Source organism: Streptomyces sp. NPDC008238, from assembly GCF_042956445.1.
Taxonomy (GTDB): Bacteria; Actinomycetota; Actinomycetes; order Streptomycetales; family Streptomycetaceae; genus Actinacidiphila.
In genome coordinates, this window is record NZ_JBIBGK010000001.1 from 609,515 (window position 1) to 635,693 (window position 26,179).

Annotated in this window: 25 protein-coding genes; 13 read left to right on the forward strand and 12 right to left on the reverse strand. The window is 72.4% G+C overall.

The window, feature by feature from the left end; all coding sequences use genetic code 11:
* Window positions 1–98: 98 nt before the first annotated feature.
* Together ACFZAU_RS02765 and ACFZAU_RS02770 are read right to left on the reverse strand one after the other, a co-directional pair.
* Entirely contained in the window at window positions 99–1,244 is a 1,146-nt protein-coding gene (locus ACFZAU_RS02765) for an alpha/beta hydrolase (protein WP_500550755.1), read from the reverse strand.
* Window positions 1,245–1,383: 139 nt separating this feature from the next.
* Entirely contained in the window at window positions 1,384–1,716 is a 333-nt protein-coding gene (locus ACFZAU_RS02770; protein ID WP_179279764.1) for a tetratricopeptide repeat protein, read from the reverse strand.
* 429 nt (window positions 1,717–2,145) lie between these two features.
* Here ACFZAU_RS02770 and ACFZAU_RS02775 point away from each other — a divergent pair, with 429 nt between their 5' ends.
* Entirely contained in the window at window positions 2,146–2,613 is a 468-nt protein-coding gene (locus ACFZAU_RS02775; protein ID WP_500550756.1) for a hypothetical protein, read from the forward strand.
* Between the two features lie 280 nt (window positions 2,614–2,893).
* Here ACFZAU_RS02775 and ACFZAU_RS02780 read toward each other — a convergent pair whose 3' ends face one another.
* Window positions 2,894–3,199 carry a hypothetical protein gene (locus ACFZAU_RS02780; RefSeq protein ID WP_499605291.1) on the reverse strand — a complete coding sequence of 102 codons (306 nt, stop codon included), beginning with the start codon at window positions 3,197–3,199 and terminating at the stop codon, window positions 2,894–2,896.
* Window positions 3,200–3,918: 719 nt separating this feature from the next.
* Here ACFZAU_RS02780 and ACFZAU_RS02785 point away from each other — a divergent pair.
* The 5 genes from ACFZAU_RS02785 to ACFZAU_RS02805 all read left to right on the forward strand — a co-directional run bounded on the left by ACFZAU_RS02785 (window position 3,919) and on the right by ACFZAU_RS02805 (window position 10,446).
* The gene (locus ACFZAU_RS02785) at window positions 3,919–5,214 is read left to right on the forward strand and encodes an ABC transporter substrate-binding protein (protein ID WP_499605289.1); all 1,296 of its coding nucleotides are present in this window, start codon (window positions 3,919–3,921) and stop codon (window positions 5,212–5,214) included.
* Window positions 5,211–6,113 (forward strand): carbohydrate ABC transporter permease, encoded by a 903-nt coding sequence (locus tag ACFZAU_RS02790; protein ID WP_499605287.1) that lies wholly within the window; start codon window positions 5,211–5,213, stop codon window positions 6,111–6,113. Before ACFZAU_RS02785 ends, ACFZAU_RS02790 begins: the two co-directional genes overlap by 4 nt.
* 32 nt (window positions 6,114–6,145) lie before the next feature.
* Window positions 6,146–6,931, forward strand: a complete 786-nt coding sequence (locus ACFZAU_RS02795) for a carbohydrate ABC transporter permease (RefSeq protein WP_499605600.1) — start codon at window positions 6,146–6,148, stop codon at window positions 6,929–6,931.
* 177 nt (window positions 6,932–7,108) lie between these two features.
* The gene (yicI, locus tag ACFZAU_RS02800; RefSeq protein WP_500550757.1) at window positions 7,109–9,385 is read left to right on the forward strand and encodes an alpha-xylosidase; all 2,277 of its coding nucleotides are present in this window, start codon (window positions 7,109–7,111) and stop codon (window positions 9,383–9,385) included.
* 41 nt (window positions 9,386–9,426) lie between these two features.
* Window positions 9,427–10,446: a LacI family DNA-binding transcriptional regulator gene (locus ACFZAU_RS02805; protein ID WP_500550758.1), complete on the forward strand. Its 1,020-nt coding sequence runs from the start codon at window positions 9,427–9,429 to the stop codon at window positions 10,444–10,446.
* Window positions 10,447–10,513: 67 nt separating this feature from the next.
* Here the strand turns inward: ACFZAU_RS02805 and ACFZAU_RS02810 are convergent, their stop codons facing one another.
* Together ACFZAU_RS02810 and ACFZAU_RS02815 are read right to left on the reverse strand one after the other, a co-directional pair.
* Window positions 10,514–11,200, reverse strand: coding sequence for an ABC transporter ATP-binding protein (locus tag ACFZAU_RS02810; RefSeq protein ID WP_500550759.1), 687 nt, complete (start codon window positions 11,198–11,200; stop codon window positions 10,514–10,516).
* A complete protein-coding gene (locus ACFZAU_RS02815) occupies window positions 11,197–11,721 on the reverse strand; it encodes a PadR family transcriptional regulator (RefSeq protein WP_499605278.1) in 525 nt (174 codons plus the stop codon). Before ACFZAU_RS02815 ends, ACFZAU_RS02810 begins: the two co-directional genes overlap by 4 nt.
* A gap of 117 nt (window positions 11,722–11,838) precedes the next feature.
* Here ACFZAU_RS02815 and ACFZAU_RS02820 point away from each other — a divergent pair, with 117 nt between their 5' ends.
* Window positions 11,839–12,675 (forward strand): polysaccharide deacetylase family protein, encoded by an 837-nt coding sequence (locus ACFZAU_RS02820; protein WP_500550760.1) that lies wholly within the window; start codon window positions 11,839–11,841, stop codon window positions 12,673–12,675.
* Window positions 12,676–12,775: 100 nt separating this feature from the next.
* Window positions 12,776–13,126, forward strand: coding sequence for a hypothetical protein (locus ACFZAU_RS02825; protein ID WP_500550761.1), 351 nt, complete (start codon window positions 12,776–12,778; stop codon window positions 13,124–13,126).
* A 20-nt stretch (window positions 13,127–13,146) separates the two neighbouring features.
* On the opposite strand, the gene ACFZAU_RS02830 is transcribed toward ACFZAU_RS02825, so the two are convergent.
* A complete protein-coding gene (locus ACFZAU_RS02830) occupies window positions 13,147–15,279 on the reverse strand; it encodes a SpoIIE family protein phosphatase (protein WP_500550762.1) in 2,133 nt (710 codons plus the stop codon).
* A 200-nt stretch (window positions 15,280–15,479) separates the two neighbouring features.
* On the opposite strand from ACFZAU_RS02830, the gene ACFZAU_RS02835 reads away from it, so the two are divergent.
* Window positions 15,480–16,574: a TDT family transporter gene (locus tag ACFZAU_RS02835; RefSeq protein WP_500550763.1), complete on the forward strand. Its 1,095-nt coding sequence runs from the start codon at window positions 15,480–15,482 to the stop codon at window positions 16,572–16,574.
* Between the two features lie 32 nt (window positions 16,575–16,606).
* Here ACFZAU_RS02835 and ACFZAU_RS02840 read toward each other — a convergent pair whose 3' ends face one another.
* Both ACFZAU_RS02840 and ACFZAU_RS02845 read right to left on the reverse strand, forming a co-directional pair.
* Complete coding sequence (locus ACFZAU_RS02840) at window positions 16,607–17,464, reverse strand: alpha/beta fold hydrolase (RefSeq protein ID WP_500550764.1); 858 nt, start codon at window positions 17,462–17,464, stop codon at window positions 16,607–16,609.
* Window positions 17,465–17,585: 121 nt separating this feature from the next.
* On the reverse strand, window positions 17,586–18,959 hold the full coding sequence (locus ACFZAU_RS02845) for an FAD-dependent oxidoreductase (protein ID WP_500550765.1): 1,374 nt from the start codon (window positions 18,957–18,959) through the stop codon (window positions 17,586–17,588).
* Window positions 18,960–19,030: 71 nt separating this feature from the next.
* On the opposite strand from ACFZAU_RS02845, the gene ACFZAU_RS02850 reads away from it, so the two are divergent.
* Window positions 19,031–20,008 carry an AraC family transcriptional regulator gene (locus ACFZAU_RS02850; RefSeq protein WP_500550766.1) on the forward strand — a complete coding sequence of 326 codons (978 nt, stop codon included), beginning with the start codon at window positions 19,031–19,033 and terminating at the stop codon, window positions 20,006–20,008.
* A gap of 4 nt (window positions 20,009–20,012) precedes the next feature.
* Here ACFZAU_RS02850 and ACFZAU_RS02855 read toward each other — a convergent pair whose 3' ends face one another.
* Window positions 20,013–20,336: a hypothetical protein gene (locus ACFZAU_RS02855; protein WP_500550767.1), complete on the reverse strand. Its 324-nt coding sequence runs from the start codon at window positions 20,334–20,336 to the stop codon at window positions 20,013–20,015.
* Window positions 20,337–20,469: 133 nt separating this feature from the next.
* Between ACFZAU_RS02855 and ACFZAU_RS02860 the strand changes: the two genes are divergently transcribed.
* The 3 genes from ACFZAU_RS02860 to tpg are packed head-to-tail and all read left to right on the forward strand — an operon-like array spanning window position 20,470 to window position 23,496.
* A complete protein-coding gene (locus ACFZAU_RS02860) occupies window positions 20,470–20,826 on the forward strand; it encodes a hypothetical protein (RefSeq protein ID WP_500550768.1) in 357 nt (118 codons plus the stop codon).
* A gap of 24 nt (window positions 20,827–20,850) precedes the next feature.
* Entirely contained in the window at window positions 20,851–22,932 is a 2,082-nt protein-coding gene (gene tap / locus ACFZAU_RS02865) for a telomere-associated protein Tap (RefSeq protein ID WP_500550769.1), read from the forward strand.
* 15 nt (window positions 22,933–22,947) lie between these two features.
* A complete protein-coding gene (tpg, locus tag ACFZAU_RS02870; RefSeq protein WP_499605598.1) occupies window positions 22,948–23,496 on the forward strand; it encodes a telomere-protecting terminal protein Tpg in 549 nt (182 codons plus the stop codon).
* Between the two features lie 40 nt (window positions 23,497–23,536).
* Here tpg and ACFZAU_RS02875 read toward each other — a convergent pair whose 3' ends face one another.
* From ACFZAU_RS02875 to ACFZAU_RS02885, 3 genes are read right to left on the reverse strand one after another with little or no spacing between them, the layout of a single operon-like run.
* A complete protein-coding gene (locus ACFZAU_RS02875) occupies window positions 23,537–23,971 on the reverse strand; it encodes a hypothetical protein (protein ID WP_500550770.1) in 435 nt (144 codons plus the stop codon).
* 58 nt (window positions 23,972–24,029) lie between these two features.
* Complete coding sequence (locus ACFZAU_RS02880; RefSeq protein WP_500550771.1) at window positions 24,030–24,551, reverse strand: ATP-binding protein; 522 nt, start codon at window positions 24,549–24,551, stop codon at window positions 24,030–24,032.
* An 11-nt stretch (window positions 24,552–24,562) separates the two neighbouring features.
* Entirely contained in the window at window positions 24,563–26,053 is a 1,491-nt protein-coding gene (locus ACFZAU_RS02885) for a hypothetical protein (protein WP_500550772.1), read from the reverse strand.
* Window positions 26,054–26,179: the final 126 nt, after the last annotated feature.

Sequence of the window (26,179 nt, forward strand, 5' to 3'; positions counted from 1 at the left end):
AAATCTGTTACCAAGGGAAACTTCCCCGCCGGGGAGTCGTGAACAAGGAGGGGCGGCCAGGTGAACCCGCCGCCCTTCCCGCCCGGTGGGCCAGGGGCTTACTTGGCAGGGCCGGAATCCGCCCCGTGCAGTGCTTCGCGCAGCGCCGTGGTGACCTCGGCCACCGCCCTCTTGTTGGACTCCGTGTCGCGGAGGGCGTTGAGCATCATGAAGTCGTGCGTGATCTCGGGGTAGTGCGTCAACCGGACGGCCACACCGGCCTCCCGAAGCTTCTCCGCGTACGCGGTGCCCTCGTCGTAGAGCACGTCCGAATCCGTGATCACCAACGCCGGCGGCAGCCCGCGCACCTCGTCGACCGTGGCGCGCAGCGGGGCGGCCAGCGGGTTCTGCCGGTCCTTGGACTGCGGGGCGTAGGCGTCCCAGAACCACTTCATCGCGGGCTTGGCCAGCCAGCAGTTCTCCGCGAAGCGGTTGTAGGAGTCGGTGTCGAAGTTCGCGTCGGTGACCGGGTACATCATCACCTGGTGCCGGAAGTCGGGTCCGCCGCGCTGCTTGGCCATCATCGTCACGGCGGCCGTCATGTCGCCGCCCACCGAGTCGCCGGCCACGGCCAGGCGCGAGGGGTCCACGCCGATCTGTCCGCCGTTGCCGGCGACCCACTTGGCCACGGCGTACGCCTGCTCGATCGCCACAGGGAACCGGGCCTCGGGCGAGGGGGTGTAGTCGACGAAGACCACCGCTGCCTGCGCGCCGTTGGCGATCTCGCGCACCAGGCGCTCGTGGGTCTTGAAGTTGCCCAGCACCCAGCCGCCGCCGTGGATGTAGACGATCCCGGGCAGGTCCCCCTTGGCGCCTTCGGGCCGTACGACGTGCACCGACACCGGGCCGGTCGGTCCGCCGGGCACGGTCCGCTCGCTGACCTGCGCCGGGAGCATGTCCACCGGTCCCGCCTGTAGCTTGTCCAGGACCTGGCGGGCGCCCGTGGGCGAGAGCGTGTACAGCGGCGGGCCGTCCGCTGCCGCCAGCTGGTCGAGGAAGTCCTGGGCCTGCGGGTCCAGCCGCACGGGCGGGTTGCCGCAGGGCACCTTCGGTGCGGGCGTGTCGGCGGGCACCGCGTTGTCGACGCGCATGGCGCTCGTCGTCCTTTCACCGCAGGCGGTGAGGCTCGCGGCGGCCGCGAGGAGGACTGCGACGGCGTAGCGCGCCTTGCGTCGCGTTATGGACCGGACGTGCGGACAGGTCATTGCGGTCTCCGAACCGTGGTCGGTCGTTGGCCCCCACGTGAGCAGCCTGCGGAGGCGGTACGGTCCGGACAACCGGGGATGGGCCGGGGGAGTGGCCCGCGGGCGCCGGGCGCCGCACGGCCTTCCCGGGCCGGGAGGGTCAGACGACGACGAGGTCCCAGGCCGTCATCGCGTCGGCGAGCCGCAGGTGGGGGGCCGCCTCGGCGAGCCGCCCCTGACGCTCGAGGGTGCGGCCGAGGAGGAGGTGCGCGTGCGCGTCCTGCGGCTCGGCACGCAGCAGGTCACGCAGCTCCGCCTCCGCCCGCGAGAGCTGCGCGGAGAAGTAGTACGACCTGGCCAGCAGCATGCGCACCGCCATGTTGCGGGGGGCCACGTCCACGATGGACGCGAGCGTCCGGGCCGCGGCGGCGTAGCGCTGCCGGTTGAAGAAGAGCACGGCGCGCTTGAACGTCTCCGTGGTCGGACTGCTCATGTCGGTGCCCACTGCTGCATCACCTCGGTGGAACGGGTAACTCCCTGATGGGGGCTTCAACCGGGGTAAGTGTCGGATTTGTTCCACGCCGCCCGGTAAATCTGATTGATTCCCTCCGCTCCCGTGCCGTCACCGAGCGTGCCGGCCGGGCCCGAACGCACGCCCTGCCGGGTTGCGCGCCTCACCCTCCTGGAGGAACGTGACTTCGAGGCCGTACGGCCGTTCCGCCCGAGGAAGCCTGCCGCCCCTTCGCTCGCTCCCCGCCCCTCCGCTCCGCCTCTCCGTCTCTCCGCCGATCCGCCGCTCGGCGGCCCCCGCCGGGACGCCGACCGTCCTGCCCCCGCTCCCGCGACCGTTGCAGCGGCACTCCGGACCGCATCTCGTCCACGACCGCCACCACCCCGGCAGCGGCCAGGAAGGCAGACCGCGATGCCACTCCTCCGCAACCTCGCCCTGACCGTCGCCTCCGCCGCCCTCGCGACCGTCGTCGTGGCCGCCCCCGCCTCGGCGGGCGCCGGTGCCCCGGCGGCCGGGGCCGCGTCCGGCGCGACGGCCCCCACCTACGCCACGGTCCTGGTCACCTGTTTCGGCCGCGGACTCGTCATGCCCCCCGACTTCCTGCTGGCCTGCGGGGACGGGAACGACCGGCTGGGCGGTCTGTACTGGTCCCGCTGGGGAAGCGACTCGGCCGAGGGGACCGGTTACGAGGAGGCCAACGACTGCGATCCGTACTGCGCGGCGGGACACTTCCACACCTTCCCGGTCAAGGTCAGGCTCTCCGAGAGCAAGCCCTGGCCCGGCGACCCGCACCTGCGGCACTTCACCAAGCTCACGATCACCTACCCCGACACCGAGCCGTCCTGGCCGCACGACCCCGTCCGCGAACTGTGGGACTGAGCGGCCCCCGGGTCGCGTGACGGCACCGCGGGCGTGTCCCGCTCCGGGGACGGTGCGGGACACGCCCGCGGCCCCCGCTTCACGGGGGCCGCTGTGTGTTTCTGTCGGGCTCGGTGTGGTGCCGTCACCGCCGCGCAAGGGCCGCTGCAGGCGCCCTGCCCGACCTCCTCACCGTGAGCCGTCACCGTCCGGGCCCGGGGGGACCGGGTGGTGACGGTCGCGGTGGGGACGTCATCGGGCGGGCCGGCACGTCACCGGTGCCGGCGCCGAGGCGTCAGCGCTAGAAGCCTCCGTAGAAGCCGTAGAAGCCGGGGTAGTAGCCGTAGTAGCCGCCGTAACCTCCGTAGCCGCCGTAACCGCCCCAGCCGTAGCCGCCGTAACCGTAGCCGTTGCCCCAGCCCCAGCCGCCGTGGCCGCCGTGGCCGCCGTGCCCGCCGCCCCAGCCGCCGCCGTGGTCGACGACGGACTGCGCGGTCGCGGGTGCTGTCTGTGGCGTCGCCGCGCTGGCCGCGGTGGCTCCGGCGAATGCGAGCAGGGGCGCCACCACGACAGCGGCGGCGATCCTGCGGATGGTAAGCCTTCGCATGACTCCCCCTTCGGGGATGTGGACTTCGGGTCTCGGTCCGCGCGGGGCCGACCACCGTCCGCGCGGGAACGTGCGTGATCCCGGCGGGTTGGGGTGCGGACGACCGGGCGCGGAACGCACCTCACGGACGTGGAACGCCGGAACAGAGGTCTGTAGTTGAAGACGTCCCTATATGCACGGTAGGCATGTTTTGTGCCGCCCGTCAAAGGGATCCGGCAAAAAGTGCATATTGGTATCTTTTACTCTGCAGTGACGCCCTGTCAACCGTGCGTGCCGCGAAGGTTCCGTTGCGTCAGCGGCGGCCCAACTGCAAGTCCGCGTGCGGAGGTTGACGTCGCGCAGCAACCCCTCCCGCATCCCTGACCGTGCGCCCGTAGAGGCTGGTGTGGCAAATGTGACGGAAGGGGCGTGAGGGTTCGATGGTGCCCAAAGGAACATCCCGTCGGAATTCGGAAGCGGTGAATCCGCTTCGATGTCAAGCGCTTCCGCCCCGTGAGCGACGCCGCTGCGTCCATGCCCGGTCACTCCGGGCATCCGTCGCATGTCACGCACTCGTTGAGCGTCGGTAACACTTCAAAAATCGCTGGTCGGCAATTTGTTAACACCATTGACATATCTGCGCCCGCTGCATACGGTCCTGCGTCGAAGCGCTTCGACGCGTCGCATCGAAACCATTCGATGGGCGCCTCACTCGTTCGGCCCAGGTGGAGGTCACTTCAATGTTGAAGGTGCGCAGACCGCTGGCTCTCGCAGCAGCTGCCCTTGCGGGCGCCATGCTCATCACTTCGTGCGGAAGCTCGGACGGCGGTGCGGAGGGCGACGGCAAGACGCTGAAGCTCTGGCACTACGAAGCCCCGAACAGCGCCATGGGCATCGCCTGGAACCAGGCGATAGAGGAGTTCAAGAAGACGCACCCCGGCGTCAAGGTCGAGTTCGAGGCCAAGGGCTTCGAGCAGATCCAGAAGACCGCGTCGATGGTGCTGAACTCCAGCAACGCCCCCGACCTCATGGAGTACAACAAGGGCAACGCCACCGCCGGCCTGCTGGCCAAGCAGGGGCTGCTCACCGACCTCACCCCGCAGGTCACCAAGTACGGCTGGGACAAGTTGCTCAGCCCCAGCGTCACCACCACCAGCCGCTACGACGCCAAGGGCGTCATGGGCTCCGGCAACTGGTACGGCGTCCCGAACTTCGGCGAGTACACGATGGTGTACTACAACAAGGACCTCTTCGCGAAGAACGGCGTGAAGGTCCCGACCACCTTCGCCGAGTTCGAGCAGGCCCTCGCCGCCTTCAAGGCCAAGGGCATCACCCCGCTCGCCAACGGCGGCGCCGAGTACCCGGCCCACCAGTACCTGTACCAGCTGGCCCTGACCAAGGCCGACCGCAGCTGGGTCGACTCCTTCGAGCTGTACAAGGGCAAGGCGGACTTCCACGACGCCGCCTGGACGTACGCCGCGAACACCCTCTCGGACTGGGTGAAGAAGGGCTACATCGCCAAGACCAGCAGCGGCGCCAAGGCCGAGGACGCCGGCGTCTCCTTCATCGGCGCCAAGTCCCCGATCTTCTTCTCGGGCAGCTGGTGGTACGGCCGCTTCCGTGACGAGAACAAGTTCCAGTGGGGCTCGTTCCTCTTCCCCGAGTCGAAGATGACCCTCGGCTCCGGCGGCAACCTCTGGGTCGTCCCGAAGAACGCCAAGAACAAGCAGCTGGCCTACGACTTCATCAACATCACGATGAAGAAGGAGATCCAGAACACCCTCGGCAACAACGGCGGCGTGCCCGTCGCGGCCGAGCCCTCGGCGATCACCGACCCCAGCTCCAAGGAGCTGATCGAGAACTTCAACAAGGTCTCGTCCCAGGACGGTCTCGCCTTCTACCCGGACTGGCCGGTCCCCGGCTTCTACGACGTGCTGGTCTCGGCCACCCAGAAGCTGATCACCGGCAGCGCGAGCCCGGACGCCGTCCTCGACGAGCTGCAGAAGGCCTATGACGCGGGTGCGCCCACGTCATGAGCGCCCGACCCCTCCGGCTGCGCAATCCCTACGCGCTGTACCTGATCCCGGGTGTCATCGCCTTCACGGCCGTCGTCATCGTGCCGTTCGGGATGAACATCTACTTCAGCCTCACGCACTGGCAGGGCGTCGGCTCGCCCACCTGGGCCGGGCTGGAGAACTACCAGGAGCTGATGAAGGACTCGCGGTTCTGGGAGTCCTTCCGGCACAGCGTCGCCATGGTCCTGGCGATGGCGGTGATCCCCACCGCCGTCGGCCTCGTGGTGGCCGCGGCGCTGTTCGACTTCATCGGCAAGCACTTCGGTTCGAAGCTGGCCAGCGTGCTGCGTGCCTGCTTCTACCTCCCCCAGGTCCTGCCCATCACCGTTGCGGGCATCGTCTGGAGCTGGATCCTCGCCCCCGAGAACGGCTCGCTCAACGAGCTGCTGAAGGCGGTCGGCCTGGGTTCGCTCCAGCAGGACTGGCTGGGTGACCCGAAGTTCGCGCTCTACAGCGTGATGGCCGTCATGGTCTGGGTGCAGCTGGGCTTCCCCGTCGTGATCTTCATGGCGGGACTCCAGCGGGTCGATCCCTCGCTCTACGAGGCGGCCGAGCTGGACGGGACGAACTGGTGGCAGCGTTTCTGGCACGTGACGCTGCCCCAGATCCGCCCCGAGATCTACGTGGTGATGCTGTGGTGCACCATCGCGGCCCTGAAGGTCTTCGGCGCGGTCTACGTCCTCACCAAGGGCGGGCCGGCCGACGCGACCATCGTGCCGTCCTACTTCTCCTTCTCGACCTTCTTCGAGAAGACCGACGTCGGCTACGGCTCGGCGATCGCGACGGTCCTCACCCTGATCATCCTGGCGCTGACCACGGTCGGCCTGCGGTTCCAGACCCGATCGGAGGACGCACAGTGAAGGCGCTCAAGCGCTACCCGGTGCTGGTGGCGATGATCCTCGGCGCGATCTTCATGGTGCTGCCGCTCCTGATCGTGCTCATCAACGCGCTGAAGTCGCCCGCCGACTACTCCGCGCACGGCCCGCTGTCCCTGCCGCACGGCATCCACCTGGACGGCCTGACGGACTTCTGGACCCGGGTCAACTTCGGGCACACGCTGCTGAACTCGATCCTGATCTCGGGTTCGGTGGCCGTGTTCGGCGTCATCCTCTCGGTGCTGAACGCCTACGCGATCGGCATCGGGAGGATCAAGGGCAAGGCCTACTTCCTGGCCTTCTTCGTGCTGGCCAACGTGCTGCCGCAGGAGGCCCTGGTCTACCCGCTGTACTACCTGTCCAAGCAGGTGGGGCTGTACGACACCAGGCTGAGCCTGATCATCGTCTTCAGCGTCGTGCAGGCGGCCTTCGGCACGTACCTCCTCTCCTCCGTGCTCGGGGCCTTCCCGAAGGAGATCATCGAGGCGGCCAGGATCGACGGCGCCAACAGCTGGCAGATCCTGTGGCGGATGGTGGTCCCGGTCAGCCGGCCCACCCTCGGCGTCCTGCTCGTGTTCTTCTTCATCTGGACCTGGAACGAGTTCCTGCTCCCGCTGGTCATGCTGCCGTCGAACGACAACCAGACCGTCTCGGTGGCGCTCGGCGTGCTCCAGGGCCAGCGCCTCATGGACGCGACGATGACCAACGCGGCCGGCCTGCTCGGCGCGCTCCCCGCCATCGTGTTCTTCCTGCTCTTCCAGCGGACGCTCACCCGGGGCATCGCCGTCGGCGCCGTGAAGTGACCGCCGCCCGGACGCCTGTGTCCGAGGCCCCCCACCCGGGCGGGTGACCACCCCGCCGACCCGCCCACGGCTCTGCCTCCCCCCGTCACGGGGCAGGAGGCAGGGCCACCCCCACCTGCTCCCACACGTACACGTACCGAGAACGCCGGTGGCCGCCCACCGGGAAAGGCATCGACCATGAAGTTCACCAACGGGTACTGGCTGCTGCGCGAAGGCGTCACGGCGGCGTATCCGGCCGAGGTCCTCGATGCCGTCCCGGGCCCCGGAACCCTGCGGGTGCACGCGCCCACGCAGCACATCCGGCACCGCGGCGACCTGCTCAAGGGCCCGCTGGTCACCGTCGACTGCACCGCGCCGATGCCCGGTGTGATCGGCGTGCGCATCACCCACTTCGAGGGCGAGGTCGAGACCGGCCCGAACTTCGAGCTGCACCACGAGCCGCACGAGCCCGTCGTGACCGTCGACGAGGAGCAGGCCGTCCTCACCTCCGGCGACCTGAGCGTCCGCTTCCGCCTCGACGGCGAGTGGCGGATGGAGTTCCAGGCCGACGGGCGCACCCTCACCAGCAGCGACGTCAAGGCCATGGCGCTGATGGAGACCGCCGAGGGCGAGCACCACGTCCGCGAGCAGCTCCGGCTGGCCGTCGGCACGTCCGTCTACGGGCTCGGCGAGCGCTTCGGCCCGCTGGTCAAGAACGGCCAGACCGTCGACATCTGGAACGCCGACGGCGGCACGAGCAGCGAGCAGTCCTACAAGAACATCCCGTTCTACCTGACCGACGCCGGCTACGGCGTCTTCGTCGACGACCCCGGCAAGGTCTCCTTCGAGGTCGCCTCCGAGCAGGTCTCGCGCGTCCAGTTCAGCGCCGAGCGCCAGCAGTTGCAGTACTACGTCATCCACGGCCCCACGCCGAAGGAGATCCTGCGCAAGTACACCGCGCTCACCGGCCGGCCCGCGCTCCCGCCCGCCTGGTCGTTCGGGCTGTGGCTGACCACCTCCTTCACCACCTCCTACGACGAGCAGACCGTCACCGGGTTCGTCGACGGGATGGCCGAGCGCGACCTGCCGCTGTCGGCCTTCCACTTCGACTGCTTCTGGATGCGCGAGTTCAACTGGTGCGACTTCGAGTGGGACCCGCGCGTCTTCCCCGACCCCGAGGGGATGCTGCGCCGGCTCAAGGAGCGCGACCTGCACATCTGCGTGTGGATCAACCCCTACATCGCCCAGCGCTCCCCGCTCTTCGCCGAGGGCAAGGCCGCCGGTTACCTGCTCAAGCGCCCCGACGGTGCCGTCTGGCAGTGGGACCTGTGGCAGCCCGGCATGGCCCTGGTCGACTTCACCAACCCCGACGCCTGCGCCTGGTACGCGTCCAAGCTCGAGGCCCTCCTGGAGATGGGCGTCGACTGCTTCAAGACCGACTTCGGCGAGCGCGTCCCCACCGACGTCGCCTGGTTCGACGGCTCCGACCCGGAGCGCATGCACAACTACTACACGCAGCTGTACAACCAGACCGTCTTCGACGTGCTGCGCAAGCACCGCGGCGAGGGCGAGGCGGTGCTCTTCGCCCGTTCCGCGACGGCCGGCGGCCAGCAGTTCCCCGTGCACTGGGGTGGCGACTGCGAGTCCACGTACGAGTCGATGGCCGAGTCGCTGCGCGGCGGCCTCTCCCTCGGCCTGTCCGGCTTCGGCTACTGGAGCCACGACATCGGCGGCTTCGAGGGCCTGCCCGACGCCGGGCTGTTCAAGCGCTGGACCGCCTTCGGCATGCTCTCCTCGCACAGCCGCCTGCACGGTTCCTCCTCCTACCGCGTGCCGTGGCTGTTCGACGAGGAGGCGGTGGACGTCCTCCGCCACTTCACCAAGCTCAAGTTGAGCCTCATGCCCTACCTCTACGGTGCCGCGCACCAGGCGCACACCGAGGGCGTCCCGATGATGCGCGCCATGGTGCTGGAGTTCCCGGACGACCCGGGCTGCGCCTCGCTGGAGCGCCAGTACATGCTCGGCGGTGACCTGCTGGTCGCGCCGGTGTTCTCCGAGGACGGCGAGGTGTCGTACTACGTGCCCGAGGGCACCTGGACCCACTTCACGACCGGCGAGCAGGTCACCGGACCGCGCTGGGTCCGCGAGACCCACGACTACCTCAGCGTCCCGCTGCTGGCCCGGCCCGGTTCCGCGATCCCGGTCGGCGCGGTCGACGACCGCCCCGACTACGTGTGGGCCAACGACGTGACGGTCCGGGTCTTCGAGCCGGCCGACGGCTCCCGCACCACCGTGCGGATCCCCCGCGAGGACGGCTCGGCCGCGGCCGAGATCACCGTCGTGCGCGAGGGCTCCACGCTGCGGGCCGAGACCTCCGACGCGTCCCTGCCGTGGGGCGTCGAGGTCGCCGGCGGTCCCTCCGCGCGTGCCGCGGCCGGTACCGCCGTCCTCACCCTGGAGCTCGCCGGCTCCTGAGGACGGCACGGCACAGCACGCACGTAGGGGAAGGGAGTTGCATGGTCAAGATCACTGACGTCGCGCGGCACGCCAACGTGTCGCCGAGCACCGTCAGCTACGCCCTCAGCGGCAAGCGGCCGATCTCCCCGGAGACCCGGCGGCGCATCGAGGACAGCATCCGTGAACTGGGCTACCGGCCGCACGCCGGGGCCCGGTCCCTGGCCAGCAGCAGGTCACGGGTGATCGGCCTCGTGCTGCCCCTCCGGAAGGGCATCCACGTGCCCGTGGTCATGCAGTTCGCCACCTCCGTGCTGACCGCCGCCAGGGAGCACGACCACGATGTCCTCCTCCTCACGCAGAACGAGGGGGAGGAGGGCATCAACCGGGTCGCCCAGAGCGCGATGGCGGACGCCTTCATCATCATGGACGTCGAGATGGACGACCGGCGGCTGCCGTTGCTGCGCGCCCTGGACCGGCCGTCCGTGCTCATCGGTTTCCCCTCCGACCCGGCCGGGCTGACCTGCGTCGACCTGGACTTCGCGGGCGCCGGCGAGGCATGTGTCGAGCACCTCGCCGCGCTCGGCCACCACACCGTCGCCCTCGTCGGCTCGCCGCCGGAGGTCTACGTCCGCGGCACCGGCTTCGCGCGCCGGGTCGCCGCGGGCTTCACGGCGGCCGCCGACCGCCTCGGCCTGCGCTCGTCCGTCCACCCGTGCCCGGAGACCCCGGCTGCCGCGCGGGACATGGCGGAGCAACTGCTGCGCGAGCAGCCGGGACTGTCCGGCGTCGTCGTCCACAACGAGCCGATCACGCAGCCCCTGATCGCGGCCTTCCAGGCCATGGGCCTGCGGGTCCCGGACGACCTGTCGGTGGCCGCGATCTGCCCCGACGAGACCGCCGAGCAGGCACCCGTGCCCATCACGTCGGTCTCGATACCCTCCGCCGAGATCGGCACCCGCGCCGTCCAGCTCCTGATGGCCAAGCTCGCCGACCGCGACGACGTCCCGGAGACGACCGTGCTGTCCGCGGTCCTGACCCGCCGGGCCACCACCGCCCCACCGGCGGACACGGCCGGCTGACCGGTCACGCGAAGGCTGAGCCCGGTCGAGGCCGCCGGCCGGCGGCGGCCCCGGGTCCCGCCGGGCCTCATGCCACGCGCGCGGTGTCGCGGGCCTTCCCGTCGCGTACGACGACCTCGCGGTCGGAGTACGCGGCCACCCGCGTCTCGTGGGTGACCAGGACGACCGCGGCGTCGGTGTCACGGGCGGCGTCGGTGAGCAGGCGCATCACCCGTTCGCCGTTGAGGGAGTCCAGCGCGCCGGTGGGTTCGTCGGCGAACACCACGCGGGGGCCGGTGACCAGGGCGCGGGCGACGGCCACCCGTTGTCCCTGTCCTCCGGAGACCGTCCCCGGGCGTTGCCCCGCGACGTCGTCGACCTCCAGCCGGCGCAGCCATTCCAGGGCGGTGCGCGCGGCCTCCTTGCGGGAGGTGCCGCCCAGGCGCAGGGGCAGCGCGACGTTCTCCGCGCAGGTCAGCTCGGGTACGAGCTGCCCGAACTGGAAGACGAAGCCGAACTCGCCGCGCCGCAGCGCACTGCGCCGGGCGTCGTTCATGGCGGAGAGCTCGTCGCCGCGGTAGGTGATGGTGCCGGCGTCGGGGACGACGATCCCGGCGAGGCAGTGCAGCAGGGTGGACTTCCCGGAGCCGGAGGGGCCCAGCACGGCGACGACCTCACCGGCGTGCACGGAGAAGTCCGCGCCGTCGAGCGCCGTCGTCGGGCCGTAGCTCTTGTGCAGGCCTTCGGCGGTGAGCAGGGGCTCGGGGGCCGTCATGCGCCGACCTCCCGGGCCAGCCTGTCGAGGCGCGCCGCCGTCAGCTCCAGCCAGCGCACGTCGGCCTCCAGGTGGAAGAGGGCGTGGTCGCAGATCAGCTGGTCGGCGAGGTCCCCGGTGCGCTTGCGCTCGGTCAGGTCGCGCATCAGCCGCAGGTGCTCGGCGCGCTGCACGTCGAGGATGTCGGCGGCGTCCCGCTGGGTGAGGAGCGCGAGGACGACCTTGGTGTAGAGCGTCGACTGCAGGTACGGCTCCGGCTTCTCCGGCGTCGCGAGCCACTGCGCGACGTCGGTGACGCCCGCCTCCGTGATCGCGTAGCGCTTGCGCTCGGGGCCCTCGCCGGGCTCGATGGCCTCGACCTCGACCAGGCCGTGCTTCAGCAGCCGTGACATCGTGGAGTAGACCTGCCCGTAGTGCAGCGGGCGGTCGTGCCCGAATCGCTCGTCGAAGGCGCGCTTGAGGTCGTAGCCGTGGCGCGGTCCCGATTCGAGGAGACCCAGGAGGGTGTGGCCGATGGACATGCGCGTCAATATACACATGAGGTATACACGTCATGTAGACGGCGGGTCGCCGCGGGGTGGACGGGGGGGTACCCCCGGTATGAATGACATGTATACCCCTTATGTATAGTCGCGACCATGCGATATGTCCGGCCTCGACGCCGCCTGCCCGCCCGACCTGACGCCGCCCCCGCCCGGTTCGCCCGCAGATGGGCGGCGCTCCCCGTGGCCGCCCTCGCGATCGCCCTCGCGCTCACCGGGTGCACCCGCGTGGAGACCACCTCGCCCGGCACCGTGCGTCAGGAGGCCGGCAAGAACGGCACGGGCACCTTCGGCAGCGTCGACTGCCGCGAGGCCAAATGCATCGCGCTCACCTTCGACGCGGGACCGAGCAAGAACACCGCGCAGCTGCTCGACGTCCTCAAGGACAAGCAGGTCCACGCCACCTTCTTCCTCCTCGGCAGGAACCACGTCGAGCGCTACCCGGACATGGTCAAGCGCATGGCGGCCGAGGGGCACGAGGTGGCCAGCCACACCTGGTCGCACAAGATCCTCACGGACATCGACCCCGAGGAGATCCGCGAGGAGCTGAGCCGGCCCGACGACGCGATCGAGCGGATAACGGGCCGAAAGCCCACCCTCATGCGCCCGCCGCAGGGGCGCACCGACGACACCGTCCAGGGGATCGCCCGTGAGATGGGCCTCTCCGAGGTGCTGTGGAGCGTCACGGCCAAGGACTACGAGACCAACGACCCCGCCCTGATCACCAAGCGCGTCCTGGACCAGGCCGACCGCGACGGCATCATCCTGCTCCACGACGTCGTCCCCGGCCCGGACGCCAAGGGCTACCGGGGCACCCTGCCGGCCGTGCCCGGGATCATCGACGCCCTCAAGCGGCGGGGCTTCACCTTCGTGACCGTTCCGCAGCTGCTCGCGCCGGGCACCCCGCAGCCAGGCGTCGTCTACCGCCCCTGACCGGATCCGAGGGCCATCCGGCCGGATGGCCGTGGTCCCCGCACCGCCGCCGGAGCGACCCTGGAGGGGCCAAAGCGGTAGCGCGCGGCGGGAGCGAGACATGACGAACACCCACCTTCCCGGTGCGGCCGACCCGCCGGACGCCCCCGGGCCGGCCGGCGGGCGGCACGCGCGCCCGGACGGGGCCCCGCGCCACGGTGACGAGGGCGCGGTGGTCTGGCTGGTGGGGCTGCGTCATCGCGGCGGCTCGGGGGCGCTGGTCCACCACTACTACGTGGTCGCCGGGATGTCCGCCGGCGTCGACGCGCTGCACCGGGCCCACTGGTACGCGGCCCAGCCCGCGGAGCGGCTGCTGCGCGGCGACGCGATCGTCGACGGCACGTGGGCCGAGGTGCGCCGGCTGGTGCGGGACACCCTCGGCCGGTTCCGCCTCGCGGCGCGGCCGGGCTGACCGCTCGGTACCCCCGCCCCTCACTCCGCGGGCCGCGGGCCCACGAGCAGCAGGGCGATGTCGTCCCGGCCCCCCGAGGTCCGCTGCGCCTCCCGCAGGAGTTCGTCGGCGAGGTCGTCCAGCGACCCGACGGGCGCGACGGAGAGCCGCTCGGCGAGTTCCCGCAGCGCCGTCTCCAGATCGGTGCCGGGACGTTCGATCAGCCCGTCGGTGAACAGGGCGAGCACGCTTCCCGGCGGCATCCGCACCTCCGCGGCCCGGTAGTCGGCGGCCACGTCCACCCCGAGCAGGAGCCCCGGCGGCACCTCGAGGATCTCCGTCCGGCCCGACGAGTGGCGCAGCAGCGCCGGCAGGTGGCCGGCGCTCGCCAGCAGCGCGCGGTGCCCTGGCACGTCCAGCTGTGCGTACAGGCAACTGGTGAACAGGTCCGTGTCGAAGTCGCTGAACAGGCGGTTGATCCGGGTGAGGACGTCGTCCGGGGACGCGCCGGTGCTCGCGTGGGTGTGCACCGCCGTGCGGATCTGGCCCATCAGCGCCGCCGCGTTGACGCTGTGCCCCTGGACGTCGCCGATCACCGCGGCCGCGGCCCCGGAGCCGTCGAGGCGGATCAGGTCGTAGAAGTCGCCGCCGATGTCCATGCCGCTGGCGGCCGGGAGGTAGCGGGCGGCGACGCGCAGGCCGGGCACCTGCGGCAGGGAGTGCGGCAGCAGCGCCGTCTGGAGGGTGCGCGCGACCTGGCTCTTGGTGTCGTACAGCCGGGCGCGCTCCAGCGCCTGGGCGATCATGCCGGCCAGCGAGGTCAGGGCGGCGCGCTCGTCGGGCGGGAAGGCGCGGGGGAGCGCGAAGGCCAGGACGAGGCAGCCGATCGTGCGGCCCGAGGCGTTGAGCGGGAGGAAGGCCCAGGCGCCCATGCGCGTGTACGAAGTGACGAGGGGGAACGCCTGCCGTATCGCGTCGACGTCGCTGAAGAACATCGGAGTACCCGTGGCGACGGTGCGCGAGCCCGCCGTGTCGACCGTCAGCGACAGGCCCCGGAAGAAGTCCTTGTGGGCCGGCGGGAAGCCGCGGGAGGCGACGTCCTGGAACCGTCCCTCGTCCGTGATCAGCAACGACAGGCCGTCGGCCCCGAGGACGGGCATGATCTGCTCCGTGACGGACGCGGCCACGTCCCGGACGCCGACCGCCTCGGTCAGGGACGAGGCGATGTAGAGCAGGTGGTACAGCGCGCCGGCGCGGGTCGGCGCCGTCCCGGAGGGAGTGCTGGGCGGGAGGCGGTTGCCCGCCGGCGCGGGGGCGGGCCGCAGGCGGATGCTGATCCCGGTGGTGTCCGGGTAGAGCCGGAAGGACAGCCAGTCGTCCGGGGGGCGCAGGGCGGTGAAGTCCGCCGGGAGGCGGCTGAACAGGGCGGCCAGGTACGGGTCCTCGTAGGCCGGGTCGATCAGCCAGGGAAGGCACTCCCAGAGGCGGTTGTGCATCAGCCGCTGTTTGTCCTGGCCCAGCAGCTCGGCCGCCCTGCCGTTGAGGAAGGTCACCCGTCCCTCCAGGTCGAGCGCGAGCACCCCCTCGTCCAGGCGCTCGGCCAGCTGCGCCGCGGCCTGGGCCTCGGCGGGCGGCAGGGGTGGCGGAGGGTCGGGCGCGAGCACCCGCGGTACGGGGCCCGGCCGCAGCGGCCGCCCCCGGGCGGCGGCCTGCGTCAGCAGCCCGTTCATCCGCTCGGCAGAGCGGGTGACCGCGGCCCGTTCGTCCGGGGAGAGGCGGTCGGGGCGCGTGTCGGGCCACAGCAGTTGCAGCACGCCCGACACGGTGGTGCCGGTGAGCAGCGGGACGACGTACATCGCCACCCGGTAGGGCAGGGCGAAGGCGGTCCGCGGGAACCGCCGGGCCAGTTCGTCGTGCCCGTGCACCCAGACCGGATGCCCGTCACGCGCCACCGTGGAGACGGGGGCCGGGGTGGCCAGCGCCAGCCGCGACCACGGCCGCACCACACCGGCGGACAGGCCCGTCACCACCGCCAGCCGCAACGCCTGGGCGTGCGGCACCAGCAGGAAGACGCCGGCGGCATGGGACCCGGTGGTTCTCGCCACCTCCGCCAGAGCCTGGTCGAGTGCGGCCTCCTCCTGCGGCGCGGCGCCTGGCGCTGCGCTCCCGCCCATCACCCACCGGCCCCGCGCGGTGCCCAACGGGCCGGTCGCCGCCGGGGAACGCCGTTCCGTCCGGGGCGGGGCGCTCCCATATGTGGACCATAGTCCCCGCCGACACGTGGGGGCATCTCGGCCGGGCACGGCCCCGGCCGGTGCCGGAGCGGCGTCATCTGGTTTAAAGTTGAAACCACCCAACCGGAGGAGAACCCCGCATGCAGTCGGCCGCACCGGACGCACCCGTGACCGTCACGCTCCCGGAAGCGTTCCCGGGCACCCCCTCGGAGGTCCCGGCGGAGGCCCCTTCGGTCACGTCGTCGCGGCCCGCGCACGCCGTCGGCGGCAACGGCGGAGCCGCCCGGCGGGCGACCCGCATCGGGCTGATGTCGGTGTCCCTCGGCACGGCGGGGCTCGGCGGGCTCTGGCAGTCGGCGGCGGCCACGGTGTCCGCGCCGATCGGGGTCAGTGACGTCCTGTTCGTGGTCAGCGGCCTGGTGTGGGTGGTGCTGCTGGCGCAGTACCTGCGGCACGGCGGAACCCGCCGGCGCAACGTCCTGGACGATCTCCACCACCCCCGTCAGGGCTTCGCCCTCGCGTACGTCCCGATCATCGGCATGCTCGCCACCGGCCACTTCGCACGCTTCGGCGTCGAGGCCGCCCGCTGGCCCTACGCGCTGTTCGCCCTCGCCTCCGCCGTGATCGCCGCCCGGCTGCTCGCCCACTGGGTGACGGGCGGCCTCGGTTCCGCGCCGCTCCACCCCGGTTACCTGCTTCCGGTGGTCTCCGGGCCCTTCATCGCCGGCACCACCGGCTCCGCGGTCCGGCTCCCGGCCGCGGCCGAGGCCGCCTTCGCGGTCGGGGTCGTGTACTGGCTCGCCTTCGGTGCCGTCGTCCTCGGCGGCCTCGTCACGAACGGCCTGCCCGGTCCCGCCCGTCCCACGCTGACCGTCCTCACGATCCCGCCCGCCGTGGGCGGCCTCGCCTGGACCGCCGCGCACGGCGGACGGGTCGACGCCGTGGGCCAGGGCTTCGCCGGGCTGGTGCTCTTCACCGTCCTGATCGTGCTCTTCCTGGTGCCGCACGTCCGCCAGGACGGTTTCCACCTCGGCTACTGGGTCTTCTCCTTCCCGGCGGCGGCCAGCGGCAACTTCCTCGTGCGCTGGCTGCACGGCGCCGCCGTCCCGGGCGGGCGGGTGCTGGCCTGGCTGGTCGTCGCCCTGGTCAGCGCGGCGTTCCTCGCCCTCTACGCGGCGACCGTCCGCTACGCCGTCCGCGCCGCCGGCCGGCACCGGGCGGTCGCCGAGGCGTAGCCGCGGCCGAAGGCGCCGGGTCCGCGGGGACCTCAGGTGAAGGGCGGCTCGCTGTCCAGGAAGCGCGCGACGTGGGCGCAGAAGAGCCGGGGGTACTGGAACAGCGCCCCGTGACCCGAGTCCGGGTAGACGACGAGCTGCGCGTGCGGGATGGTCCGCGCGAGGATCCATGAGTTGACGGTCGGGACCATGATGTCGTCGCTGCCGTTGACCACGAGCGTGGGCTGCGTGACGCGTCGCAGCTCCGAGAACCGCTCGCCCCGCGGGGTGTTCCAGTCCGCCCGTACCGCCTGCTGTGCCCGCACGCTCTCCGGTCCCGACTCGGCGTCGGCGTCCACGGTCCGTTCGTGACGGCGCGCCCAGAACTCCCGGCCCGCCCGCCGGCTGCCGGGGGAGTCGTCGAAGAAGAGGTACAGGTAGTCCTCCTCCGTCAGGAGCCCGTGGGCGGACACCTCCGCGACGCGTTCGCCGACGCCCGCCGTCTCGCCCGCGCGCGGCTTCGTCCCGGCCAGGACCAGTCGGCGCACCAGTTCGGGACGGGCCAGGACGAGCGCCTGGGCCACGTAGCCGCCCAGCGAGAAGCCCAGCAGGTCGACGCGGGGGACGCCGAGCGCCCGCAGGAAGGCCGCGGTGTTCGTGGCGAAGCCCTCCGCCGATTCCGGCGTCCGGCCGCCGGAGTTCCCCACCCCGGCGTTGTCGAAGAGGATCACCGGTCGATCCGCGGCGAGACCGTCCGTGACGAGCGGGTCCCAGTGGTCCATGCCCGCGCGGAAGTGCGGCAGCATCAGCAGGGGCGTGCCGCTCCCGGCGCCGAACCGGCGGTGGGCGTACCGCTCCCCGTCCACCTCGACGTACCGGGTGGGTGCCGTGGTGTGCACGTACGAAGGCATGACGCCCTCCCGTGGTCGGTGGGCCCCGCTGCCGCCGGTGCGGTGACCGCGTCCTGCCGATATTGTCCGGCAATGTGCGGTTCGCCTCAAAAGGCGCCGGCGACGGCGGGGCCCCACCGGCTCACCGGAGGGTGGCCAGCACCTCGTTGAAGGCCTCGGTCGAGCTCGGGTGCGTGTAGATCGCGTCGCGCAGCTCGGTCGCCGTGACCCCGTGCCGCATCGCCAGCGCGACGGTGTTGATCAGCTCCTGGGAGTCCACGCTGAACAGGGCGGCGCCGAGCACCCGGTCCGTCGCCGTGTCCAGGACGAACTTCATCACCCCCCGCGTCTCCCCGACGATCTTGGCCCGGGGCATCGCGCCGATCTCGGCGACCGCCTTCTCGGCGATCGCGACCGCGTAGCCCTGCTCGCGTGCCTGCTGCTCCGTGAGCCCGACGCGGGACAGCGGGGGCGTGGTGAAGACGGTGTACGGCACGGCCTCGCGGTCCCGGGTGGTGCGCGTGCCGGCGCCGGCCAGCTGGTCGTGGACGATCCGGCTGTCGTCGAGCGAGATGTAGGTGAACTGGGGCCCGCCGTTGACGTCACCGACGGCGAAGACGTGCGGCTGGCTGGAGCGCAGGTACTCGTCCACGGCGACGGCACCCGACGCCGTGGTCAGGATGCCGGCCTCCTCGAGGCCGAGCCCCGCGGTGGCGGGCCTGCGCCCGGCCGCGACCAGCACGGCGTCGACGTCGGCCGTCCGCTCCTGCCCGTCGACGCGGTAGTGCACGGTGGCGTGGTCCGCCGCGTCCGTGACGCCCGTGACCGTCGCGCCGGTCACGATGGTGACGCCCTCCTCGGTCAGGACGGACGCCACGGCGCCCGCGACGTCCTCGTCCTCACGCGGCAGCACGCGGGCACCCGCCTCCAGGACGGTCACCTCGGTGCCGAACGCGCGGTACATCCCGGCGAACTCCAGTCCCAGGTAGCCAGCGCCGAGGATCAGCATGCGGGCCGGACGCCGCGGGTCGCGCACCAGGTCGGTGCTGGTCCTGGTGTACGCGCTGGTGCGCAGCCCCGGGACGTCGGGGACGACCGGCTCGGCGCCGGTGTTGACGACGACGGTGTCCGCGGTGACGAGCAGCCGGTCGGCGCCGGCGCTGACCTCCACCGTCTTCGCGTCCACGAACCGGGCCCGGCCCGTGACGACCGTGACGGAGTCGACGGTGTCGAGCATCTCGAAGTTCTTCGCGCGGAGGGCGTCCGTCAGCCGGGTCGTGCTGTGCACGGCGTCACGGAAACCCTCCTCCGGCGGATCGTCCGGGCGGCGCTCGCCGGCCCGGTGGATCAGTGCCTTGGTCGGTACGCACCCCACGTTGATGCAGGTGCCGCCGTACATCGAGTCCGACTGCTCGACGATCGCGACGCGCCGGCCGAGACGGCCCATCCGCCCCGCCAGGGTCTTGCCGCCCTTGCCGAATCCGATCACGAGAAGATCGACATGCATGTTTTCCATGGCGACCACCTTGCCGCCCGCCGTTCGAGATGCCAAGATCAGTGAGTACCGATTTCTATCGAGAAAGTCTCATGGACACCCTGAGCCGCGTGGTCCACCTCGCCCGGCTGCGAGGCAGCGTCGACATCCGCTGCCTGATCGCCGGGAGCCACACCATGGACAACCCCGCGGGCGGCACCGGCAGCTCCCCCTTCCACCTGCTGCTGGAAGGGGAGTGCACCCTCGAACTGCCGGACCGGAGCATCGACCTGCGGGCGGGCGACATGGTGCTCCTGCCGCACGGCACGGCGCACCGCGTCCACACGCACGGCCCCGGCCCGGCGATCTCCGTCGAGCACCGCGACGTCGGCCCGTACGCCCTGCTGAGCGGGACCGGTCCGGTCGGCGACGTGGTGCCCGTCGACCTCTTCTGCGGCCACTACACGTGGGAGCGAGGCGCGGGCCAGGTGCTCATGGGCATGCTGCCCGAGGTGCTGCACGTGCCGCTCGGCGCCGGGCCGGGCAGCCCCCTGGCGCTGCTCAGCGCCTTCATGCGCGACGAGGCCCGCACGGCGGGGCCGGGCACGGAGGCCGTCCTCGACTCCCTCTGCGACGTGCTGCTGACGCTGGCCCTGCGCGGGGTGTCCGGCGTGGGCCGGGTGGCGTGGCTCGCCTCCACCCGGGGTGTCGTACGGACCGTCACCGACGCCGTCCTGCGCGACCCCGCCCACGCCTGGGGCATCGAGAAGTTCGCCGCGCTCAACTCCATGTCGCGGGCCACCTTCATCCGGCACTTCGGCCGGGAGACCGGGATGAACGCCGGGGAGTTCCTGATGCGGCTGCGCATGCTCCTCGCCGCGGAACTCCTCACGGAGACCGAGCAACCGGTCTCAGCCGTCGCCGCCTCCGTGGGCTACGCCTCCGAGTCCGCCTTCGGCCGCTCCTTCCGGCTCGCGGCGGGCGACACCCCTGCCCGGCTCCGCCGGGCGGCCCGCCAGGGCGTACCCGGCGAAGGCGTCTCCGTCCTGCGTCTGCGCGACGCCGACGGCGTGGCGGCGCAGGGGCCGTGACCGGTCAGCGGCGGCGCCGCAGGCGGCGGACCCACCCGCGCGGGCCCCGCGCGGAGCGGGCGGCCGGGCGGGCCGCGAGGGTCGCCCGGGCAGGGCGCCACGGGTCGTCCGGCGACTCCACGGGCAGCTTGCGCTCGGCCTGGGTGCGGATCTCCTGGTGCGCCTCGTAGGACGTGACGCGGAACGCCTCCTCGTAGGAGGCGAGCGCGGCGGTCACCGCGTGCCCGGCGACTCCGCGGCGCCGGATCATCCGCGCGAGCCAGGCGAACGCGCCCATGACCACGGCCAGTACGGCGGCGAGGGCCAGGCAGCCCAGGAGGTCGTCCACGGGCCACAGCGTACGTCGGCCGCCCTCACCGGCGCGTCGCTCACGGCCGGTTGTTTTATCGGCCGATAAAGTGCGTCGAAGCCGGGAAGGAACGGGCCGGCGGGCGGACGGACGCGCGGAAGGGGGGCCGGGGGTGCTGGCGGTGGACGTACGGCAGGCGCTGCGCGACGGGCGCACCGTCGAGGAGAGCGCGGCCCGGGCGTGGCGCTTTTCGGCCCGGACGGTCGCCCAGCACGGGGACTTTCTGCTGGCGTTCGTCGACGGCGGGGTCTGCGTGGGCGCTTTCGAGATCCGCGGCAGCCGCTCCGACGACCTGAGCGGGGGCAGGTACGTCTTCGACCTGGCACCCGCACGGCGCTTCCGCTGGGCCCTGGGCCGCAGGCTGCCCCTGCCCCCGGGGCGCAACCCGGCCCGTATCCTCACGGGGCAGCACCTGCGCGAGTTCCTCGACGCGGAACCCCACCGCGCCGCCGGAACCGGCCGGGACTGAAGCAGCGAAGGAGCCCACCGCCGCATGGCCAGCACGTCCGATCCCGTCGACGCCCTCCTGAAGTCGGGGCCGCGGCGGACCCGCCTGCCCGAGCCCGCCGAACGCGCCCGGCTGCGCACCGAGTACGGCCTGACCCAGGCCGAGGTCGCCGAGGCGCTGGACGTGACCCGGACGACCGTGGCCGGGTGGGAGGCCGGCCGCAGCGAACCGCAGGGTGCCACCCGTGCGGCGTACGCCAAGCTGCTGGACGGCATCGCCGCGCAACTCGGGGCCCCGGAACCTGTCCCCGTCTCGGCTCCCGCCCCCGGGCCTGCGCCCGCCCCAGCGCCCGTGCCGGAGCCCGCCCCTGCCCCTGCCCCCGCGCCCGTGCAGGCTCCCGCGCCCGTGCGGCCGGCGCCGGCCCGCGCCCGCAGGGAAGCGGCGCCCGAACCCGCCGCGCCGGATCCGCGTTTCGCCCACGGCCCGCTCGCCGTGCTGGACGGCGACGGCACCGCCCACTGCGCGGGCGGCCTCCTGCTGCCGTGCCCGGCGACCGACCTCCCGTCGCTCGTCACCTGGACACTCGCCGAGGCGAAGCTCGGCGCGCCGCGGCTGCACCGCAACGGCAAGGACGCCGACCCGCTGGTCGTCCTGACGGCCCAGGCCGCCGAACGCCTCGGCCTGCCCGCCGTCCTGGAGGACCGCCGGGCCCTGCGCCTGCCGGCCGACCACAAGGTCGTCCGCCAGATCACCCGCGCCAAATGGCAGCTCACCCGCCGCGGATTCGGCCCATGGGCCCGCGTCTACCGCCCGGCGCAGGACGGCACGCGCCAGTGCGTGCAGTTCGCCGTCCTCCCCTGGGGCGCCCTCGACAGCCGCTCCTGGGGCGACGCGGAACACCTGCCGCCCCCCGAACTGGCGCAGCTGCTCACGGACTACGCGCACCGCGTCATCACCCCCAGGGGCTCCACCGCCGTGAGCGGCCTGGAGCTGATGACGGCCCTGCGTCCGCCGACCCGGGCCGTCAGGGACCAGTCGACCGGCGCCTGGGTCTCCGGACGGAACCCCGGCGCGCTGGTGGAGCCCGTCGACCCGGCACCTCCCGAGGCCCCCGACGAACACCCGGTCGTCGCCTCGCGGTTCGTGCGCGGGCACCGCCGCACCCCGGAGGAGGTCCTCGACGAGGAGGCCTTCGAGTGGATCCGGGACCCGCAACTGCTCACCGACGACGAGTGCGCCCGGAAGTACGCGGTCGGGATCGACGTCAACATGGCGTTCGCCGCGGCCGCGAACCGGCTGAACGTCGGCCTGGGCGCCGCCGTCCACGTACGCGCCCCGGCGTTCGACACGTCGCTGCCCGGCTCCTGGCTCGTCGACCTCTCGCACGTCGACGTCGACCCGCGGCTGCCGAACCCGTTCACCCCGGCCGGCACCCGCCCCGAGGGCCCCGCCTGGTACGCCACCCCGACCGTGGCCTACGCCGTCGAACTCGGGCACGAGGTGCGTCCGGCCGAGGCGTACGTCCGCCCCGAACACGGCGCCTACCTCGACGCCTGGTACGGCCGGCTGCGCGACGCCTACCTGGCCACGATGGCCGAACTCGGCGTCGTCGCCGGCATGCCGGAGGCCGACTTCCTCGCCGCGATGGAAAACCACAAGGAGACCGATCCGACCCGCGCCGCCCTCCTCTCGGCCGTCAAGGCCACCGTCAAGGGCGGCATCGGCAAGCTCCGCGAGCGTCCCCAGGGCGCCGGTTACCGTCCGGGGGAGCGCTGGCCCGCCCTCGAGCGGCCCACGTGGCGTCCCGACATCCGCGCCGCCGTCATCGCGACCGCGCGCGTCAACATGCACCGCAAGATGGTGAGGTTCGCCGCCGCGGGCCTCTTCCCGGTCGCCGTGCTGTCCGACTGCGCCGTGTACCTGTCCGACGGCCCGGGACCGCTGGACTTCCTGCCGCGCACACCGGAGGACAAGCCGCTGCCGGGCGGTTTCCGCCTCGGCGTCTCACCCGGCATGGTCAAGCACGAGGGCACCCAGTCCCTGATGTGGGCCGTGGAGCTGCTCGAGGACGGCCACAACCCGGCCCGCCACATCAAGGGCGGCGACGCCGCACTCGACGGAGAGTAGGAGAGCCCGGTGGGCATGCTCGGCGACGGCCTCGACAAGGCCACGGCGAAGACCCTCACGCGGCCCGTGCCCAAGTCGGCGCAGGCCCAGATGCGTTTCCTGGTCAAGCAGGAGAAGGGCACCAGGGCCGTGGCCGCGCTGCTCGGCGTCTCGCAGCGCACCGTCGAGCGCTATCTGACGGGCCAGATCAAACGACCGCGCAAGGACCTCGCCGCCCGCCTCGAGGCGGAGGTCCGCAGGCGGTGGCAGCCCCGCGTCCGCGAGCGCGCGCGGCAGCGGGCGGCCACCACCGGCGGCATCGTCATCGAGACCCGCGCCCGCTTCGGCTTCACGGCCGCCCCCGGCTCCACCGACGACGCCCGCATCCGCCTCGTCACCCAGGCCCTGCCCCCCGACTACGCCGCCCGCCTCTTCGACGCCCAGTCCGCGGGCGCCGGCGAGGACCGGCTGCGCGCCATCGCGGCCGAGGGCCTCCAGGAGATCTACTTCAAGGACCGCGGCCGCCGCGCCCAGGGCCTGCAGGTCGACTTCACCGACATCGACTACGTCGAGTTCGAGTTCTGAGCCGCACCGGCGGGCAGGGCGTGCGGCGGGGCCGGGCGAATCAGGGTGCGGCCGGTCCGACGTCACTGACCCACACGGGGAAGGGCGTCGGCTCCGGCCGGCCGGTCGTGCCCGGATCCTCGTCGCGCAGGAAGCCCTCGACCACACGACCGAGATCGCGGGTGGGCACGTAGTGGCCGCCGAACGGCAGCTCGTCCGCGGCCACCGACCCGGTCGAGCACCGCAACTGGCCGGCCTGCTCGTCATGCCAGACGTAGAACGTCGCCACCCCGGCGTAACCCGTCGCGTGGATACGGCCCCGCACACGGCCGGCGACGCGCTCGAAGGCGGCGACCACCTCGGACACGGACAGCGACCGCCGGTCCGCCTCCTCCGCGCCCAGCCACCAGGTGTTCGCCTCCCACTCCGCACGCCGGTCGGCCTGCTCCAGCACCAACGGCTCGTGCGCGATCTCCGCGATCGATGTCAACAGCACTCCGGCAGTATCCGGCACGCCCTGCCACGAGTGCCGGTGGCTCGACTTCCTCGTCGACTCAGTTGCCGACGGACTCCGCGATTCGCCGGGCTGCCTGGGCGGGCGTCAGGTGCGTGGTGTCGACGACCTCGGCGGCACTGTGCAGCCAGGTACGGGCCGCCTCGGCATAGGGCTCGAGGTACTTGCGGCGGAAGGAGGAGGGACCGAGCACGGTGTCGCCCTCGATGCGCGCGCTGAGGGTCTCCTGGTCGGCGTGGAGGACGAAGTGCCGTACCGGGATGGCATGGTCGGTGAGCCCGGCGCTGATCTCGCGCCAGTACTCCTCGACCAGGACCGTCATGGGCATCACCAAGGTGCCCCCCGCGTAGTCGAGCACTCGGCGGGCGGTCTCGACGACGAGCGGCCGCCATGGCGGCCAGTGCTGGAAGTTGCCCATCTCGGGCAGTCCCGGCGTGATGTCCATGAGCGTCTCGCCGACCTTCTCGGCGTCGAACACGCGTGAATCCGGGATGAGCTGCTGCACGAGCGCGCTGGTCGTCGTCTTGCCCGCGCCGTGGGTTCCGTTGAGCCATACGATCACGGACCCCGAGGCTAGCGCCGTGCGGCCGGCGGGGACAGGTGCACCAGCCGCGTCATTTCCGCCACCGGCAGCGACGGGTTGGCGGCCGCGGCGCCGGCCACCTCCCAGTCGTCGTCCGCGAGCAGTTCGGCGATCACCGCGGGTGGCAGCGCCGGATGGCCGGCGGCGATGAGCCGTGCCCGGCGGTCGTCCAGGCAGGCGACCAGCGCCGCGGCCGTCGCGTGCGGGTGCCGAGCGATCTCGCGCAGTGCCTTGCGGGCCGGGGGCCGCCGGCGGGCCAGCCGCTCCAGCAGGGCCGCGGTCCCGCCGGGGTTCGCCGCCACGGCGGCGGCGACGCGCACGCCGTGCCGGTCGACCATCGCCGCCAACCGGTCCTCGGTCAGGCCCGGATGGGACGCGACGGCGGCCACCACCTTGGCGTCCGGGTCGCGGGCCAGCGCGTCGCGGATGCCGTCCGGCAGATCGCTGCGCCGGGCCGCGAGCATCCGTACGGCGGGGTCCGGCGAGGCGGCCAACTCCGCGAGCTCGGCGGGGGAGGCGGAGGCGACGCGCGGCAGCGGGGCGGAACCGGTCCGCACGCCGGCGGCGAGGCGGCACAGGACGTCCAGCGGGACGGCCGGGTTGTGCGCCGTCCGTTGCCGGACGGCGGCGTCGTCGTCCGCGGCCAATGTGCGGATCAGTGCCTCACCGATCGCCGGGTTGTCCGCGAGCCGCGCCCTGATCCGGGGGTCGGTGTCGGCGGCGAGCCGCGTGTACGCCTGTGGCGGCAGGTCGGTCCGGGCCGCCAGTTCCCGGCGCAGCAGCCAGGAGGGGTGGCCGGCGAAGGCCGCGGCGGCCGCCGCGGGCGTGGCCGGGTTGCCCAGTGCGGCGTACCGCATCGCGTGGACGGTGGACTCGTGCGCACCCTCGCAGTAGTCCCAGGGCGGGTCCGGCTCGCCCTCGCACACGTGGCAGGACCGGGCCGACGGCAGCGCGTCACCGTCGAGGAGGGCCGCGAGCACCTCCGGTGGGGTCGCCTGGTTGACCGCGACCGCGCGGCGTACCCCCGCGTGCGGATGCTCCGCCAGGCGGCCGAGCAGCCCGGATGTCGTCCAGAGCGCGAGTTCCGCGACCACCTGGACCTCCGGGTCGGCCGCGAGAGTCCATGCGACGTCCTCCGGCAGATCGGGGCACTCGGCCAGCTTCTCCCGGTGCTCGACGGACCTTGCGCGGGCGAGCAGACGCGTCCACTCCGGTGGTCCCGCGCGCTCGCCGAGCAGGGCGAGCGCGACGAGCGGTTGGGTGACGGGATCGACGTCGGCCGGGGCAAGACGTCCCGCGTACGCCAGTTGCAGCGCCGCGTCCTCGCCGCGGGCGGCGAGCACCGCCACCTGCGCCCGGGTGAGGTCGGCCCGGCAGGCGAGCGCATCGGCGAGTTCACCGCCCGCGGTCGCGATCAGCCGGTCGACCAACTCGCGCGGCAGCGAAGGGTTGCCGGCCAGGTCGTGCAGGACGTGACTCATGGGCGACCATCGTGCCGGAACCCCTGCCCGGCCGCGCCTCGATTTCGTACGGCTGCGCGGCTCGGCCCCGCCCTGCGACGCACGGCGTTCCACGCGCACGGCACCAGGGCGATCCTCGGCGAACTC

Excerpts from the sequence above, each read along its gene's own strand:
- ACFZAU_RS02765 (WP_500550755.1), bottom strand. The coding sequence starts at position 1,244 with ATGACCTGTCCGCACGTCCGGTCCATAACGCGACGCAAGGCGCGCTAC.
- ACFZAU_RS02770 (WP_179279764.1), bottom strand. The coding sequence starts at position 1,716 with ATGAGCAGTCCGACCACGGAGACGTTCAAGCGCGCCGTGCTCTTCTTC.
- ACFZAU_RS02775 (WP_500550756.1), top strand. The coding sequence starts at position 2,146 with ATGCCACTCCTCCGCAACCTCGCCCTGACCGTCGCCTCCGCCGCCCTC.
- ACFZAU_RS02780 (WP_499605291.1), bottom strand. The coding sequence starts at position 3,199 with ATGCGAAGGCTTACCATCCGCAGGATCGCCGCCGCTGTCGTGGTGGCG.
- ACFZAU_RS02785 (WP_499605289.1), top strand. The coding sequence starts at position 3,919 with ATGTTGAAGGTGCGCAGACCGCTGGCTCTCGCAGCAGCTGCCCTTGCG.
- ACFZAU_RS02790 (WP_499605287.1), top strand. The coding sequence starts at position 5,211 with ATGAGCGCCCGACCCCTCCGGCTGCGCAATCCCTACGCGCTGTACCTG.
- ACFZAU_RS02795 (WP_499605600.1), top strand. The coding sequence starts at position 6,146 with ATGATCCTCGGCGCGATCTTCATGGTGCTGCCGCTCCTGATCGTGCTC.
- yicI (WP_500550757.1), top strand. The coding sequence starts at position 7,109 with ATGAAGTTCACCAACGGGTACTGGCTGCTGCGCGAAGGCGTCACGGCG.
- ACFZAU_RS02805 (WP_500550758.1), top strand. The coding sequence starts at position 9,427 with ATGGTCAAGATCACTGACGTCGCGCGGCACGCCAACGTGTCGCCGAGC.
- ACFZAU_RS02810 (WP_500550759.1), bottom strand. The coding sequence starts at position 11,200 with ATGACGGCCCCCGAGCCCCTGCTCACCGCCGAAGGCCTGCACAAGAGC.
- ACFZAU_RS02815 (WP_499605278.1), bottom strand. The coding sequence starts at position 11,721 with ATGTCCATCGGCCACACCCTCCTGGGTCTCCTCGAATCGGGACCGCGC.
- ACFZAU_RS02820 (WP_500550760.1), top strand. The coding sequence starts at position 11,839 with ATGCGATATGTCCGGCCTCGACGCCGCCTGCCCGCCCGACCTGACGCC.
- ACFZAU_RS02825 (WP_500550761.1), top strand. The coding sequence starts at position 12,776 with ATGACGAACACCCACCTTCCCGGTGCGGCCGACCCGCCGGACGCCCCC.
- ACFZAU_RS02830 (WP_500550762.1), bottom strand. The coding sequence starts at position 15,279 with ATGGGCGGGAGCGCAGCGCCAGGCGCCGCGCCGCAGGAGGAGGCCGCA.
- ACFZAU_RS02835 (WP_500550763.1), top strand. The coding sequence starts at position 15,480 with ATGCAGTCGGCCGCACCGGACGCACCCGTGACCGTCACGCTCCCGGAA.
- ACFZAU_RS02840 (WP_500550764.1), bottom strand. The coding sequence starts at position 17,464 with ATGCCTTCGTACGTGCACACCACGGCACCCACCCGGTACGTCGAGGTG.
- ACFZAU_RS02845 (WP_500550765.1), bottom strand. The coding sequence starts at position 18,959 with ATGGAAAACATGCATGTCGATCTTCTCGTGATCGGATTCGGCAAGGGC.
- ACFZAU_RS02850 (WP_500550766.1), top strand. The coding sequence starts at position 19,031 with ATGGACACCCTGAGCCGCGTGGTCCACCTCGCCCGGCTGCGAGGCAGC.
- tap (WP_500550769.1), top strand. The coding sequence starts at position 20,851 with ATGGCCAGCACGTCCGATCCCGTCGACGCCCTCCTGAAGTCGGGGCCG.
- tpg (WP_499605598.1), top strand. The coding sequence starts at position 22,948 with ATGCTCGGCGACGGCCTCGACAAGGCCACGGCGAAGACCCTCACGCGG.
- ACFZAU_RS02885 (WP_500550772.1), bottom strand. The coding sequence starts at position 26,053 with ATGAGTCACGTCCTGCACGACCTGGCCGGCAACCCTTCGCTGCCGCGC.